Raw genomic sequence first — 16,190 nt, 5'->3', positions numbered from 1 at the left:
CACATCAAAAAAAGATGGTCAAAGATGCTCGATACATGCTAGTATAAGTGTGGGGAAAATCTAATTCCCTCAAGTGTCTCCGCTTCGACACCCCCGTTTTTACGCTTCATCTTTAACCTCACCACTTTCAAATAAGATTTATTTTCATTCCGAGCAACCGGCCTTTTATGGCAAATAAGTTGACCTCTAGTTCAAAAAAAACGACCAGAAACGCCCGAAAGACAAAACAATCGGCGCTTCCGCAGGTGTTTTCCGGTCAATTGCCAAACGACGCCACATATCAGGGTTTTATCGAAAACCTGCCGGTAATGTTCTACGCCGTAGAACCAACGCCGCCGTATAAACCGATCTACATAAGCCCAACCTTTGAAGCTTTCGGTTACCCGATCAGCGAGTGGATGAACGATGCTAACATCTGGGATCGCATAATCCATCCTGACGATCAGGAAACGATCCTGAATGGTACCCGTAAGGCGATGAAAGACGGCAATAGCATCGATTATGAATATCGCGTCATCTGCAAAGACGAAAGTGTAATGTGGGTCCGCGACCGAAGCTGCTTTATCAAGGACGCGAATGGCCAATCGCTTTGCTGGCAAGGCGTTGTACTTGATATCACCGAACGCCGCCAAGCTGAGATCTCTCTTCACAATGCTGTCTCGCTTTTTGCCTCAACGTTTGAATCAACCGCTGACGGCATTGTCGTTATGAGTCTCGATCGCCAGATCGTTACCTGTAACAGCAAATTCACCGAAATGTGGAAGATCGATCAGAGCATAATCGAAAGCAAGAACGGCTTTGCGATGGTCGAGCAGGTCGTTCCTCAAATAAAAGATCCGGAGCAGTTCGTCGAAAATCTCGAAAAGCTCTACTCCGATCCGATGGCAACATCGACCGAAATTCTCGAATTACACGACGGACGGCTTTACGAAAGATACTCGCAGCCACAGTTTATGGAAGGCGTGCCTGTCGGACGTGTTTGCTGCTTCCGCGACATTACGGAACGCAACCTTGCCGAAGAAAAGCTTCGATATTACGCCCATCATGACACGCTGACAGACCTTCCAAATCGCGTCCAGTTCATGAACCACCTTCGCCAAGCCGTTGAGCGTGCCGAAGGAAACAATTACGCCAAGTTCGCCGTTCTCTTCCTCGATCTCGATCGTTTCAAGGTTATCAACGACAGTCTCGGCCATGCGGTGGGTGACAAGCTGCTCGTTGCAATCGCAGAACGCCTCACGACCTGTGTCCGTCCTGGCGACGTTGTCGCAAGGCTCGGCGGCGACGAATTTGTCATTCTGCTAAACCGCAGCGGTGATACGCCCGAAGTCGTCAACGTCGCCGAACGTCTGCAGTCAAGGATCTCGGAACCGTTCAAGATCGACAATTACGAGGTCTTTACGAGTGCGAGTATCGGTATTATCGTGTCCAGCAACGTGCAGCGAAAAGCCGAAGACTTCTTGCGTGATGCTGACGCCGCAATGTATCGAGCCAAAGAATCGGGCAAGGCACGTTACGAAATATTTGACCGTAAGATGTACGTTCAGAACATGAACCTGCTTCAGGTCGAGACCGATCTTCGTCACGCCGTTGAACGCAACGAATTTGAGGTTCTCTATCAACCGATAGTTAATCTCGCGACCGGAACTGCTCATGAATTCGAAGCGTTGATCCGCTGGCAGCATCCAATTCACGGGCTTGTCGCTCCGAACGAATTTGTACACGTTGCCGAAGAGACAGGCCTCATCATCCAGATCGGAAAATGGATACTCGACGAATCTTGCCGACAGGTTGCCGAGTGGCAGCGTCGATATAATTTGCCTCTTTCGATCAGCGTTAACCTCTCTGCAAAGCAATTGATGCATCCGACGCTCACCGCTCAGGTTCAGGACGTTTTGTCTCGTACCGGCCTCGACCCGAGCCAGCTAAAGCTCGAAGTGACCGAAAGCACCGTCATGGAGCACAGCGAAAAATCGATGAACATCCTGTCCGAGCTTGACGCTCTCGGCGTATCGCTTTCGACCGACGATTTCGGCACAGGTTATTCCAGCTTGAGTTATTTGCAGCGTTTCCCGTTCGACCGCTTGAAGATCGACCGTTCATTCATCAACATAATGGGCGAAAGCGAAAAGAGTGCTGCGATCGTAAAGACCATCCTTATGCTCGGCGAAAACCTCAACATCGAGGTCGTCGCCGAAGGCATCGAAACCGTCTCACATCTCGAAAAGCTTCGCCAACTCGGCTGCACAGCCGGTCAAGGCTATCTCTTCTCACGCCCTATCGACCGCGAAGGAGCCGAACGCTTCCTCGACGACGGTGCAAACGTCTTTGCCAACAACCCGCTCCTAGAATACCGCCACGCAACGCCTATCATCGAAGTCACCGACGTACAATAAACACTTTTGCACGTAGCTAATGTCTGCCACCTGACCAACAGGATGTTTTCTGCACTCTAAACTTCAATTGACTTTAATTTTGAAGGAGAAAAAACATGGCAGTAGGAAAATTGGTTGGAGCGGGGCTAATCACATGGCTGTTGGGCGGCGGGGCATTGATGTTTATTGTTGTTCTGTTGTTAATGCAGGCTTGTTAACATTAAATTTTTTTAGACACAAATGCACGAATGATATCCGAAATCAGATTCGGTCGGGTGCATTCGTGGCTATTTAGTTAAAGACATCTTCGCCGAGGAGATTTTCGCGCAGATATTGGATCGTGTCCAGAAGCGTCTCTTGCGGGTCGCGTGGTGCGAAGCCTAGTTCCTTCTCGGCCTTTGACGAGTCGAAATACCAGAAATATTCTGCCTGTTCGACCTCGGTCGGTGCGACGGGAGAAATTTTTCCCCAATTCTTGTAAACCGAACTGATAAAACTCGAACCCGCCATCGCAAGTTTCTTTGGAACTTTCAGCATCGGTGCAGAAACGCCGCTGAGTCTTTCGAGCCGTCCAAAAAAGTCGTGAAACGTCATATTCGCAGCACCGAGCAGATATTTGTCTTGATGCTTCCCTTTTTCCAAAGCTGAGATAAACGCCGAAGCCGCATCGCGTGCATCGACGAAGTTAACACCGCCGCTCGGACTGTAAGGAATCTTTTTCGCAAGAAAATCCAACACAACCTTTGTCGAACTGAGACGTTCGTCGTCAGGCCCGAGCAGAAGCGACGGATTCATGATCACAAGCCGCTGGCCCTTGCCGTCGAAATTCTCGATCGCTGTGCGTTCCTGATAATACTTCGAAGCGTAATAGGCCCAACGCGAAAACACATCGACCGGCTGCGGATAGGTCTCATCAAACATCTGTTCGTCTTCGCTAACAGCAATAGTTCCGCTCGACGAAGCAAGCACCATCGTGTTAACGCCCGACTCTTTTGCCGCTTCGCAAAGCAACCGCGTGCCTTGTAGATGGATGTTATTCATCGACATCGCATCGTCGTTGTCACGCGAGACTTTGCCCGCAAGATGAAAGATCGCTGAGACATTTTTCACCGCACTCGCAACGTCTTCCTTGTCAGTGACCGAGCCTTCTATAGCCTCAACGCCTGAGTCTTTCATCCAATCCGGCACACGCGATGCCATGACTCTCAAGTTTTTCTCGCCAGCTTCCAAAAACTGCCGAACAACATGCGAACCCAAAAATCCCGTTCCGCCGGTAATGAGTATTTTCTTTTCAATCTTTGTTAATGCCTTTGTCTTTGCCATAAGAATATTAACCACAGAGGTCACTGAGAACACTGAGAAAATCAACATTAAGCAACTCCGTGCTCTCCGTGTTCTCTGTGGTGAAAATCTTTCTAATCCTCGATCACAGGCTCCGATTTTCGAGAACGCCGTCGTTCTGCTTTCCATTGTTTTCGGATCGCATCGACGTCAAATTTAGCACGGCTTCCGTCACGCATACGTTCGACTTCGTGTTGAACGCGAGCAGCTATGAGCCGATACGCTTCGGTGTTCGGCACGCCTTCTGTCATTTTTTTGAGTTCGTCATATTCCAAAAATCTTCCGACCTTTGCACCGATCTTTGCTCCGACACTGCTTCCCTTTGGAATGATCGTTCCCTTTGGAAACGCCTCGTAAGTTCCCCAAATATAGATAGGCAAAATCCCGATCTTCTGATTGAGAGCGAGGTAGCCGATGATCGGTTTGAACTCAGAGATCTCGCCCGATTCTTGACGGCCGCCTTCGGGAAAGATGAGAGCGTTGTAACCGTCGTTCAATATCTGCGTTACATGACGAAGCGACTGTCTCAACGAGCCGGTGCGTTCGATCGGCACAAGCGTCGTGAAATTGTTCATATACGCACGCTTGTATTTTGTATCGAACCAGTAATCCGCCGCCGCAACAGCAACCGTCTGTTCAGCCACATCTTTACCCAAAGCTTTTTTGACCAGGCCCGTATCAAGATGCGATGTGTGATTTGGAGCGACGATAAAATTCACGTGCTGCGGCACGTTCGACTCGCCCTCGATGTGTGTCTGAAGAACAGAATCATAAAGAGCATCAGTCGCAAGGCTAACAGCCGCGTTGCCCACACGCTGCACGATAGAAGGAATGTAAATTTCATCCTCTTCTTTCTTTGTTTCGACACGCGGTTCGTCAGCAAGTTTCTTGGATTTATCAACACGTAGAACGACGGTCAGCAACTCGCGAACCGATTGAACTTCGTTCAAAGTATCCGGCGATGGAATGCGTCCGCCTGCATCTTCAACCGCCGCTTGCAGTTCGACAAACATCAGCGAATCGAAACCAAGATCAGCAAGTTTGTCTTCGACAGCGATGTCTGACAGCGGCCTGTTCGAAACGCTCGCAACGATCTTGCGGATCCAGAGCATGTTGTCGTCACCTTTTGAATCGGAAACAGTTTTTGCCTTCGTTTTCGAGCGATTTTCGAGCGTCTGAAGCATCTCGACAACCTCAGGACGTTTTACTTTTCGAGTCGCTGTTCGCGGCAATTCAAACGGCGTCATATGAAGAACCTTTACACGCTTGAAAAACGCCAACCCGGCGGAAACTTCCCTAAAATGCCCTTCAACCTGCTTGTTCACTTCCGTTCTTGTAAGGGCGATGTCGCGCTCGTAATCGGGGACAACGAGAGCAGCGATCTTTTCACCGCCGTCATCATCCGGCAATCCGACAACGCTCATTTCTTTGATCAAAGGCGACTTGCCGTAAAGGTCTTCGATCTCGTCGGGATAAATATTTTTGCCGTTCGAATCGATGATGACATCTTTTGAACGCCCGACAATAAACAAGTTTCCATCCTCGTCCAGCCGTCCAAGGTCACCAGTTTTAAGCCAACGATCATTCAGAACTGCCTCGGTTGCCTCTTCATTGTTGTAATAGCCGACCATCACATTCTGTCCGCGAGCCAGCACTTCGCCAACGCCGTTGTCGTCCGGCGAATCGATCTTGACCTCAACGCCCGGCAACGGTTTGCCAACGCTTCCACGCAATAATTTATTGCCAGGACGAGCGACAGTCAGCACAGGTGAAGATTCGGTCAGCCCGTAGCCTTCGAGAACAGTGAAGCCTAGGCCGTGCAGGTCTTTTTGAACTTTTTCCGACAAAGCGGATCCGCCCGAAATAAGATACCGCATCTTGCCGCCCATACCTTGGTGAATCGGCAAAAAGACGATCGGGCCAAGATTGAACGGCGTGTTGTCGCGAATCCATGCGTTAAATTCGATCACGTTGTCAGCCAGATCGGCGATCCAATCACCCTTTTCCCGAAGCCGCGTTTTGATACGGCGATGAAGCATCTCCCACAAAGCCGGCACGCCAACCATTCCCGTCACATGTCCGTTCTCGATAGTGCGCGAAAGGTCTTCGGCGGTCAGTTCGTTTAGATATGTGATCTGAGTTCCGTTTGAAAACGGTGTAAGAAAACCGGCCGAAAACTCGAACGTATGATGCATCGGCAACACCGACAACACGCCGTCCGTGATGTCCATGTCGAGCACTGACGAGAGCATCGAAATCATGTTGACGAAATTCTTATGTGACAACATCACCGCCTTTGGCGTGCCTGTCGTGCCCGACGTAAAGATCAACGACGCAACCGATGTCGAATGGATCTTCTCCGGTAAAAGCGCGTTGCGTTTTGCTTCTTCCGTCTCAGACTGAATTTCAAAAACATCATCAAAAGTCCACACCGATACTTCCAGCTTGGATTCTTTAAGTTTCTTTTTGAGATCGGGATTATCGCCGGCGAGTTTCGGACTAATGACAATTCCAGAAGCTTCGCCAGCCTTTGCAAACGCGATGATCTCATCAACCGTACTTGCCGGATCGATCGGAATTGCCGTCGCTCCTGCTTTCAAAATGCCAAAATACGTCATTCCCCATTCGGGCATGTTATTCGAAAACAAAATGACGCGATCGTTATGCTTAATGCCTTTTTGTGCCAGAAAACCTGCTGCACGCAACGTTAATTCACGAACGTCTTCGAATGTGTATTGCTCTTTGCGGCCATCACGCTCGATTCGCATCGCAACACGCGTCGGAAAACGCTTGACCGATGTATCGAAAAGATCGAGCAGGTCTTTATATGTATAAGATCGCTTTTCAACGGCCTTCAGATCTTCCTCAAGCTGCGGCAGCACCCATTTTCTCATTCCAGGAAAATGGACGTTGAGCCAATAGTCGTACCAGTCGAGACGTTCGGGGTACCAAGGCAACAGTTCCTTTTCCTTTTCTTTGATGAGCGAGTGCAACGCTCGAACATTGTCCGAGCGATACAGATACTCGTTATCGATCATGAACGGCTTGAACATTGCAAACGCATCCATTGTTGCTTGAGTAGTTTCTTTGAAACTCTCGGTCGATTTCTTTAGATCCGAAACGATGTTGCCGATACGACCGCCGCCCCAACGCGGTGTCATGCGATCCATCAGATTGTCAGCTTGTTTCGCAATACGGTTGAGCATCGGCGCGCTGGTCAATTCATAAGTCCGCTGCGTGACCGACGAAGCCTCGACCATACCGGCGAGCTTGTTAACGATCTTGCTGCCTGTCTCTTTGTCCTCAAAATGCTGGCGTTTGTAGAGGCCGACGAGACCGACGATGCGCTTCATATCGTTCGGGTTCGAATCGCCCGACGACGCCTGAAAAACAAGCGGCGGTTTTGGATCAACAATTGCATTCATTGTGGCAGCGAGTATTGCACCCGCAACCATATCGACGGGAATAATATCGAGAATCAGCTTTTCATTGACGGGAATTATCGGCTGTCCGCGCAGTGCGATCAATATAAGCGGTGCTGTCGTCGTAAAGCCTTCGTTCCAGCCTGGAAAGGGATATTGATTTGAAGATTCAACGATGCTCGGACGAACAAGGATCTTCGCGATGTCATCCTGCGACGCAATTATTTGCTCAGCAAGAGATTTTGAATAGGTGTAGATATTCGTCCAACCCCAATACTCAGCACGCTCTGCTCCAAGCTCGGTCGTCCGTTCACGGATCCACATTTTGCGTTCGCGAAAGATCGCTGATTTAAGCTCTGCCTCATCATCCGGATCGCGGCCTTCTTCGATAAATCGCTGGCGAGCCTGCTCGCGAAACTTCGCTGCCTGCACAGCATCGTCAGCCTCCTGCCGAGCCTGTTCACTCAAACGTGCGCAATCCTCAACCTCTTGATTAACATCAAACTTTGTTCCGACAAGCTCATCACGACGCGGAAAATATCCAACGACCGGCTCGTTTTCCCAGATCGGCCCAGAACGTTTGCCCGCGACAAAACACGTCGAAACATGAACAAGGCGAGGCTTTTTCATCATCCGCGCCATCTTGATGATGTTGTTCGAACCGACGACATTTGTCCTGAGAGCACTTTCGAGGGGCGGATTAAACGTCACATTTCCGGCACCATTAATAATGATGTCCGTGTCCCGCATTATCTTCTGCGCGTCTTTTTCATCAAGCCCAAGATACTCGTTACCTACATCGCCATTAACTGGCACGACCTTAGATTTAATAAAATCTTCAAATCCATCACCGTACTTCTCACGCAGCGGATCAAACGTCGGACTCGTGACAATGCTCGTCCAAAACCGGATCTTCGATTCCGCCGCATCCCGCGCACGCACCGTCGCATAAACCTTCCCGATATCCGGAAAATTATGCAGCAGCATCGACAACGTAACCTTCCCCACAAAGCCCGTCCCGCCGATAAAGAAGATCTTCTTGCCCTTAAATATTTCTGTTGGTGAAAGCTTCATTACGCTTTTATTGCACGAACCTCAAGATACTCGGACTCGACCTTTGTCGTTCCGTCAGTTCCTTGATTGTGTTCCGTCCACAAATTCTCAAGGTCGGTGCGCAGGGCGGCCTGTCCTTCGGTGTCGAGCGACTCGAAGGCCTTCTGCGTCGGGCCGAAATACATCCTGAAATGCTCGACCACATCAGCGGGCGGTATGTCGAAATAGAACATGATCGGAACGCGCCGCATTTCGAGATTTGAGATGCCTTCGGCGAAGCGTTCTCGGACGAGGTCTTCCATTCCCCATTGCAGCGGCGGTGACATTCCGGGCGGAGGCGGAACGTGTTTGGCGTTTGTCTTGAACATCGCACCCGTAAAACCCTCAGGCGTCCAGTTTGCCATCGCGATCAGGCCGCCGCTTTTGCAGACGCGTTTCAACTCGCTTGCTGTAACGTCAGGACGCGGTGCGAACATCGCTCCGAACATCGTCATTACGACGTCAAACTCACCGTCCTGATACGGCATTGCCTCAGCGTCGCCGACATCGAATTTTGCTTTTAGTCCTTCGCGTTCCGCATTCGCGATCGCCTGTTCGATCAGGTTAGGAGCGATATCAACACCGGTAACATTTGCGCCAATACGAGCCGCAGGAAGCGCAAGATTTCCTGTACCGCAAGCGACATCAAGGACCTTCATCCCCGGTTTCAGATAAAGTCGCTCAACAAATTCGCGTCCGCCTTCTTCAATAGATCGTGCGATCACGCCAAAATCACCGGCGATCCAAGTCGCCCGCAGTTTACTTTTAAGAGCATCCATTTCGGGAGTCATTTGTGTACTTTGCATTTTAGTTACCTCCTTAAGTCTGTTTACGGAAGCCCGCACGACATAAGGGCATCCACATTATCAACAACGCCCTTACTTCGTGCGGGCTTCTGTACCTTAATCTGTCACACTGCACAGCCCAATTATCGGCTGATGCAGCATCGTTATCTCGGCGTTGCGGCCCATGTAGCTGCGGGCCATGGCGATGGCTTCGGTTAGGTTGTCGGCGCGTTCCCAGCCGAGCATTTCGGGAACGTGGGCGTTTTCTGCACCGGCGACGATTACTTTGCCGACGTGTTGGCGGCCGTTCTCGCCCCAGTACCACATAAAAAAGGCGTGGGCTCCGTGATAGGCGTTGCCGCGGCGGTACATCTCGATGTAGGCCGGATTCGAAGCAAATTCGCGTTCGTATTTTTCGCGCAGATAAAACGCATCACGCGATTCCGGCAGCAAGCGATGGAAAAACTCGATGTACGACGGGTGAAACTTATGGTCGAATTCGTCAAAACACGGATGAGTAATTATCATCACACCGCCTTTTCTCAACAAAGGCTTGTTGCGATACATATTAAAGTGATACCCAAGCGCCATCACCTGAACAAGGATCGGATTAAGCGCCGAATAGACGTTATACGGCGAGATGTCGGGAATGCCCGAGATCAAAATGTCGCACTGGCCTTTGACCGGAATCTCATACTGCTGATAGTTCTTTTCAAGGATCTTCTCGTGAACCGGTTCGGTCTTTCCCGCATAACAAGCGATCAACTCATACTGAGCCGGGATCGCGTGTAGCATTTTTCGCCGAGCGGCACGCGGCATTTTTGAGAAGGTTTTGGCCATCACTTCCCATTTCATGCGATCTGCAAATGAGAATTCGTCCTCGTTCCGAGTTAAAATGTCGTAACCGTCGGGAAACATCTTGTTATTAATCGCCGTCTCAATGTGAAATACCTTGCACTGCTCATCGACGAGTTTGCCGAGGCGAATTACCTTGTGATTCAAGGCGGATTTGGGCGGATCCATATACGAATCCGACTCGCGGATCGTCTGTGGATCGTGATGAGCACGCAGAGATTCGTAATCACAAAGCCCCACCGCGACTGATTTGTGGCCGCCGTCCATCGGGACGAGATTAATGTTTAAATAAATAAGCAGGTCGCTCTCGATCGCACGTTTGTTGACCCGCAGCGGTTCGTTGTGCCGCGTGACGCCCAGCGTAACGAGGTTGTCGTCGTCCTCGGCGTCGTGATTGTAATAGCGGTCGGGGTAGTATTCGTTGTAAATGTCGGTGCCGACCATCCGCTTCATTTCCCACGCCGTCATCTTGCGGTGGAGCGAATTTGCGATGATCAGATGCACGTCATCAACGCCATTCGCCCCGCACATATCCAGCACGACCTCGAGCATCGTCTGCCTTAAGTCAGGCGTCTGCATCGGCGGCAGCGGCAGCGAAATATCATCCATCGCGATCGTCACCCGCATCCCCGGTTCGAGCATCGCGTAAAGCGGCTCCATCTCGATCGGATGATTTACGGCATAACGGATCGCCGCTTCGCGATTAGGCAACCCCTTGATCGGCGGATTCGGATAAATAACCCGCGTCCCTACCGGCAAGTCGTTAATTATAAAATCCTCACCAAACGGCATGATCCGCGGCGCGGAATCCTTGTCGATGTAAATGATCGATTCGTGTGTTTTTCGTCTTAGTTGCAAGGCCATAATCTTAGTAATTTAAGAACAATTTCCGACATTGTGTGCAGCGCCATCCACGCATAAACGGACCTTTCAGTACACCGAATTCTCCCACTTCCTCCCCGCCTAGGGCGAAAATTCCTAATGCATTTCGTGCAACCGACGGCTCACCCGCATACCAACGAAAACCGCCGTTGAGAGTTCCTATGTTGCCCATAATGCAGCCTAACTCAAGATCCGCTGAGCAAAATGGACATTTTTCCGACTTGTTCGAAACGCTCATTTCAAATCCAAAATTGCCCAATCATGCTGCAACGCCGTCTGCTTCAATCTGAAGTCCGGACACACTGCGACCGGATGTCCGACTATCGACAGCATAGGTAAGTCCGAAATGCTGTCGGAATATGCGTATGAGTCCGAGAGATTGATATTCTCTCGCTCAGCGTATTCGCGTATCCATTGTGCCTTTGTGGCCGAGGCCATTACTGGCGGGATAATGCGGCCTGTGGAATAACCGTTTACGAACTCCATATGGTTCGCCTTGTAATCGTCGATGCCGAGATAGTCCATCAGCCGTTCGATCGTAAAATCCAAAGCGCCGGTGATAACGATCTGCCGATGTCCGATCTTTTTGCCTTTGGCTATGAGGTCGTGTGTGCCGGGAAAGATCGCGGGTTTTAGCACTTCTTCGAAAAGCTCATCAGAAAAATACCGCAAACGGTCCTGCGAAAAGCCCGAGTAGCTTTTGAAAAAGACCTCGTTAAAAACATTTCGCGAATACAGATCGGCGACGCCAAAAAACGGCAGTCTTGCCAAAGTCCCAACGCTTTTTTTGGCCGTCTGCCACAGGCCTTGCTGACGCTTGGCATAAAAGGCGAGCGTGTGGACGAGATTGGTGCTCACCAATGTGCCTTCAAGGTCGTAAAATGCCGCTGCTTGTCCGTTTTTATTCATTCCGGCTTTGTGTTATCGTAATCACGCTATTTGAAACAGAATGTTATCACGAATAACTGGTTTTTAATAGACCATAAAGGGCAAAGTTACAATTTAATTACAAATCGTAATTACTTTGTATCCACATTTTCGTATTATTATGAGGCGAGCTATTTTTCCGGGTTCATTCGACCCTTTAACTAACGGCCATCTCGATATTATTAAGCGAAGCACACCGCTTTTTGACGAGATGATCGTCGCAGTTCTAAATAATGCGGACAAACATCCGATGTTTTCGGTTGAAGAACGCTGTGAAATGATCCGCGAGGTTATCCCGACCGTCGAAACAGGAAATTGCAAGCTCATAGTCGATAGCTTTTCCGGCCTAACCGCTGATTTCGCCCGTAATAGTGGGGCAACCGCGATCGTTCGAGGCATCCGGGCCGTAAGCGATTACGAATACGAGCTAAGAATGGCCCTAATGAACCGCCGCCTCGAACCATCAATCGAAACGGTATTTCTGATGGCAGGCGAAGAATATTCCTATGTTTCATCGACGCTCATGAAACAGGTCTTCGAACTAGGCGGCCGCGTAGCCGGATTGATCCCCGGGCTTGTCGAAGACCGCATGCGAAGCAAAAAGAAATAGCCACAGAGAACACAAAGTACACAGAGAATTATTTGACTTTGTCTGTGCCTTCTCTGTGTCCTCTGTGAACTCTGTGGCAAAATGTCTTCTATGTCTTTCCCCGTTTCAAAAAATGTTGCCGCGATGCAAGGGTCATCGACGCTAATCGCGGCTCAAGTTGCAAGCGATATGCGTGCAAGCGGAATCGAGGTTATTGATCTATCGGTCGGCGAACCTGATTTCGACACTCCCGAATTCATAAAGCAGTACGCCTGGGAAGGCCTGCAAAATGGCATTACAAAATATACTTCTGCAGCAGGCATGGCTGAGTTTCGGTCATCGCTGGTCGATTTTTATTCAGCTCGATTTAAGGCTGAGATCAAGTCAGATGAAATAGCTGCGGCATGCGGCGGCAAACAGGCGTTATTTAACGCCGCTTGCACTCTGCTAAACCTAGGCGACGATGTGCTGATCCCAAAACCTTATTGGGTAACATTCCCCGCAATAGCGGCATTCTGCGCTGCCAATAGCGTCTTTATCGAAACAGAATCCACGGATTTTATACTGAACGCCGAACAGGTCACCGATGCGATCACAGACAAGACCAAACTGCTGATATTGAATTCCCCAAATAATCCAACAGGCCGCGTTATACCGCCCGCAGAGATACTGAAGATCGTTGAAACATGTGCTGCACGCGGCGTTTATGTACTAGCGGACGAATGTTATTTGTTTTTCGCATATCCGCCAGCCGAACCGTTTACATCGGCATCGCTTCCGGCGGAACTTCGACAGTTTGTTTGCGTCGCAGGCAGCTTTTCAAAAACCTACGCCATGACCGGTTGGCGAATCGGTTACACAATAGCAAACCCCGAATGGACAAAAGCAATGGTCAAACTGCAAAGCCATTCAGCGACGCATCCGACATCTTTTGTTCAATACGCCTGCGCAAAAGCGCTTCAAGACGTCGACGCCACGATCGATGCGGTCAACTCGATGACCGCCGAATATGAACGCCGCAAAAACTGGTTCATACCGGCGTTGAACGAGATCAAAGGTTTTAAATGTGCAATGCCCGAAGGTGCTTTTTATGCCTTAGTAGATGTTCGTGAATTGATCGGCGACCAGTTCGCAAAGTCGGCAGATGTTGCTGACCATCTACTCCGCGAAGGCCACATAGTTACAACCGACGGAGCTGGATTTGGGGCAGATGGATTCATCCGCTTTTCTTATGCGACTTCTATGGAAAATCTGGAAAGAGCTGTTAACGCAATGAAGTCTATTTTTGGAGCAAAAGAATAGCAAGGCATGCACGAATAAGAAATTTATCTGGCACTATCTTTTATTCGTGCATTCGTGGCTAACTTCCTACCCGCCAGTCATCATAAGGCCGATATCTTCGACCGAAGTGACTTTTGGATCGACCTCGCCGACGATCTTTCCTTCACGAATAACTAGCAAGCGGTCGGCTAAAGCCGTGACTTCTTCGAGTTCAGCGGAAACAAGCAGTACGGCGGAACCTGCGTCGCGCAGGCCGATCAGCTTGCGGTGGATGAATTCGATGGCTCCGATATCGACGCCGCGTGTGGGTTGAGAAACAAGCAAAAGTTTAGGATCGAGTTCAAACTCACGTCCAATGATAAGTTTTTGCTGATTGCCGCCGGACAGCGATTTTGCCGGCAAAGCGGCGTTCGGCGGACGAACATCAAAATTCTCTATAATCTCGCCAACACGCTTTTCGATCGCCGCATTGTTCATAAAACCAGTTGCAGCCGCAACCGGCGGACGGTAGTGAACGCCGAGAATGGAATTTTCCGCAAGATCAGAATGAAGCAGCAGTCCGCGTTTATGTCTGTCTTCGGGGATATGCGCGATTCCTAATTCCTTTAACTCGCGTGCGTTGCGGTTGGTCACATCTTTGCCGTCAAATTCGATACGGCCCGAAGACGCTTTTGTAAGTCCTGAAAGTGCTTCGATCAACTCCGTCTGGCCGTTGCCTTCGATGCCCGCAATTCCGACGATCTCACCTGCACGAACCACAAACGAAACTCCATTCACCGCCGCACCGTGCTTGCCGCCGACGGTGAGGTCTTTGACTTCCAGGACCGTTGCTGCCGGATTTGCATCGGCCTTTTCAACACGAAGCAATACATCGCGTCCAACGATCATTCGCGCCAAATCTTTTGCAGTCGTCTCAGAGGTTTTGACGTTACCCACCGATTTTCCGTCACGCATTACCGTGACTTCGTCGGAGATAGCGAGAACCTCTTCGAGCTTGTGCGTGATGATTATGATCGTCTTGCCCTGCTCCTTCATCCGGCGAAGAATGCCGAAAAATTCCTCAACCTCTTGCGGCGAGAGAACCGCTGTTGGCTCATCGAGAATAAGCAATTCTGCATTTCGATAGAGGGCTTTTAGCAACTCGACCCGCTGCTGCTGGCCAACCGAGAGATCCTCAATATAAGCACGCGGATCAACGCCGAGTTTTAGCTCGTTTGAGAGAGCAAGAATATCGGCATTCGCCTTTTCCAGATCGAGATTCGCCGCCGAGCCGGTTTCGGCTCCGAGGATAATGTTCTCGCCAACAGTCATCGTATCCACCAGCATAAAATGCTGATGCACCATACCAATACCACTGGCAATAGCGTCATGCGGATTCCTGATCGCCGTCGGCTTACCGTCAACCAATATCTCTCCGCTGTCGGCCTTATAAAAGCCGTAAGCGATACGCATGATCGTCGATTTACCCGCACCGTTCTCGCCAACGATCGCATGAATCGTGCCTTTTTCGACCTTGATCGACACGTCGTTATTTGCCGTGACGTTGCCGAATGTTTTTGTGATATTTTTTAATTCGAGCATTTCTTACTTCGCCATCGCATCCGTAACTTTGATCTCGCCGGTGCCGATCTTGGTTCTTGCTTCTTCTACTTTTTTGATCACGTCAGCAGGGATAAGTGATTTGTTGTTGTCATCCATCGCGTACGCTACGCCGTCTTTGTCGAGGCCGAAGACATGAAAGCCGCCTTCGAATTTGCCGACCAAGAGTTCTTTTATAACGTCATAAACCGCGTTATCAACCTTCTTGACCATCGAAGTGAGGACAAAACCAGGCTTGACGCCGTTTTGGTTTGAATCGACACCGATGACAAATTTGTTTGCTTCGCCGTTGGTCTTGCCGTATTGCTCTACCGCATCGAAAGCTCCGAGGCCTGAATTCCCTGCCGCCGTAAAGATCACATCGGCTCCTTTTTCGATCTGTGCGAGCGAAAGTTCTTTTCCTTTGCCCGGATTGTTCCAGGCACCGTCGGTAACGCCGACGTAATTATCTATGACCCTAATATTCGGATTGATCGACCGTGCTCCTTCTTCGTAACCCGTTTCAAATCTGTGGATCAGAGGAATGTCCATTCCACCGAGAAAGCCGAGTATTCCGGTCTTCGATTTCGAAGCTGCGATCATGCCTACGAGATATGAGCCTTCATGTTCGCGAAAAACGAGTGACGCCACATTTTTGAGCGGCGTTTTGCCGTCAGCTTCAAAGATCACGCCGTCAACGATCGCGAATTTGTTATTTGGATAATCGAGCGCAACCTTTTGCATGATCGGCCCTTGGGCAAAGCCGACGCCGATGATCATATCGAAGTTCTTCTCGGCAAACGCTCGCATTGCCGGTTCGATAGAGGTCGGATTTCCCGGTTCGACATCGTAGAGGCAAATATCGAGGTCCTGCTGCGCACGTTTCACGCCTTCCCAAGCTGCGGCGTTGAATGAACGGTCGTTCTTGCCGCCGATGTCAAAAACAATGCCTACGCGGATCTTGCAGCCTTCGCGTTTTGCTTCGGTTCGCTCGACACACGACGAAACGAATAGCCCGACAGCAACAATTAGCAATACCGGCAAATAAATTCGATGTTTCATA

General features: G+C 50.0%; 10 protein-coding genes. 3 read left to right on the top strand and 7 right to left on the bottom strand.

Going from position 1 to position 16,190, the window contains the following annotated elements:
* Positions 1–167: 167 nt before the first annotated feature.
* A complete protein-coding gene (locus tag IPL32_12600; GenBank protein MBK8466660.1) occupies positions 168–2,396 on the top strand; it encodes an EAL domain-containing protein in 2,229 nt (742 codons plus the stop codon).
* A 270-nt stretch (positions 2,397–2,666) separates the two neighbouring features.
* Here the strand turns inward: IPL32_12600 and IPL32_12595 are convergent, their stop codons facing one another.
* The 5 genes from IPL32_12595 to IPL32_12575 form a co-directional block, all read right to left on the bottom strand.
* On the bottom strand, positions 2,667–3,698 hold the full coding sequence (locus IPL32_12595) for an NAD-dependent epimerase/dehydratase family protein (GenBank protein ID MBK8466659.1): 1,032 nt from the start codon (positions 3,696–3,698) through the stop codon (positions 2,667–2,669).
* A 92-nt stretch (positions 3,699–3,790) separates the two neighbouring features.
* Positions 3,791–8,212 carry an AMP-binding protein gene (locus IPL32_12590; protein ID MBK8466658.1) on the bottom strand — a complete coding sequence of 1,474 codons (4,422 nt, stop codon included), beginning with the start codon at positions 8,210–8,212 and terminating at the stop codon, positions 3,791–3,793.
* Entirely contained in the window at positions 8,212–9,036 is an 825-nt protein-coding gene (locus IPL32_12585; protein MBK8466657.1) for a class I SAM-dependent methyltransferase, read from the bottom strand. Before IPL32_12585 ends, IPL32_12590 begins: the two co-directional genes overlap by 1 nt.
* Positions 9,037–9,132: 96 nt before the next feature.
* Entirely contained in the window at positions 9,133–10,734 is a 1,602-nt protein-coding gene (locus tag IPL32_12580; protein MBK8466656.1) for a DUF2088 domain-containing protein, read from the bottom strand.
* A gap of 252 nt (positions 10,735–10,986) precedes the next feature.
* The gene (locus IPL32_12575; GenBank protein ID MBK8466655.1) at positions 10,987–11,661 is read right to left on the bottom strand and encodes an HAD-IB family hydrolase; all 675 of its coding nucleotides are present in this window, start codon (positions 11,659–11,661) and stop codon (positions 10,987–10,989) included.
* Positions 11,662–11,797: 136 nt separating this feature from the next.
* On the opposite strand from IPL32_12575, the gene coaD reads away from it, so the two are divergent.
* Positions 11,798–12,289 carry a pantetheine-phosphate adenylyltransferase gene (gene coaD, locus IPL32_12570; GenBank protein ID MBK8466654.1) on the top strand — a complete coding sequence of 164 codons (492 nt, stop codon included), beginning with the start codon at positions 11,798–11,800 and terminating at the stop codon, positions 12,287–12,289.
* A gap of 90 nt (positions 12,290–12,379) precedes the next feature.
* Positions 12,380–13,570: a pyridoxal phosphate-dependent aminotransferase gene (locus IPL32_12565; GenBank protein ID MBK8466653.1), complete on the top strand. Its 1,191-nt coding sequence runs from the start codon at positions 12,380–12,382 to the stop codon at positions 13,568–13,570.
* Between the two features lie 66 nt (positions 13,571–13,636).
* Here the strand turns inward: IPL32_12565 and IPL32_12560 are convergent, their stop codons facing one another.
* Together IPL32_12560 and IPL32_12555 are read right to left on the bottom strand one after the other, a co-directional pair.
* Positions 13,637–15,130 (bottom strand): ABC transporter ATP-binding protein, encoded by a 1,494-nt coding sequence (locus tag IPL32_12560; protein ID MBK8466652.1) that lies wholly within the window; start codon positions 15,128–15,130, stop codon positions 13,637–13,639.
* 3 nt (positions 15,131–15,133) lie between these two features.
* The gene (locus tag IPL32_12555; protein MBK8466651.1) at positions 15,134–16,189 is read right to left on the bottom strand and encodes a BMP family ABC transporter substrate-binding protein; all 1,056 of its coding nucleotides are present in this window, start codon (positions 16,187–16,189) and stop codon (positions 15,134–15,136) included.
* Between the last annotated feature and the right edge of the window lies 1 nt (position 16,190).

This window comes from Chloracidobacterium sp., from assembly GCA_016711345.1.
GTDB lineage: Bacteria > Acidobacteriota > Blastocatellia > Pyrinomonadales > Pyrinomonadaceae > OLB17.
This window is presented reverse-complemented; position numbering and strand designations above follow the sequence as displayed.

What these genes read in the sequence shown, in the direction of transcription:
- IPL32_12600 (MBK8466660.1), top strand. Translation starts at nt 168, where the DNA reads ATGGCAAATAAGTTGACCTCTAGTTCAAAAAAAACGACCAGAAACGCC.
- IPL32_12585 (MBK8466657.1), bottom strand. Translation starts at nt 9,036, where the DNA reads ATGCAAAGTACACAAATGACTCCCGAAATGGATGCTCTTAAAAGTAAA.
- IPL32_12555 (MBK8466651.1), bottom strand. Translation starts at nt 16,189, where the DNA reads ATGAAACATCGAATTTATTTGCCGGTATTGCTAATTGTTGCTGTCGGG.
- IPL32_12590 (MBK8466658.1), bottom strand. Translation starts at nt 8,212, where the DNA reads ATGAAGCTTTCACCAACAGAAATATTTAAGGGCAAGAAGATCTTCTTT.
- IPL32_12580 (MBK8466656.1), bottom strand. Translation starts at nt 10,734, where the DNA reads ATGGCCTTGCAACTAAGACGAAAAACACACGAATCGATCATTTACATC.
- IPL32_12565 (MBK8466653.1), top strand. Translation starts at nt 12,380, where the DNA reads ATGTCTTTCCCCGTTTCAAAAAATGTTGCCGCGATGCAAGGGTCATCG.
- IPL32_12560 (MBK8466652.1), bottom strand. Translation starts at nt 15,130, where the DNA reads ATGCTCGAATTAAAAAATATCACAAAAACATTCGGCAACGTCACGGCA.
- IPL32_12575 (MBK8466655.1), bottom strand. Translation starts at nt 11,661, where the DNA reads ATGAATAAAAACGGACAAGCAGCGGCATTTTACGACCTTGAAGGCACA.
- IPL32_12595 (MBK8466659.1), bottom strand. Translation starts at nt 3,698, where the DNA reads ATGGCAAAGACAAAGGCATTAACAAAGATTGAAAAGAAAATACTCATT.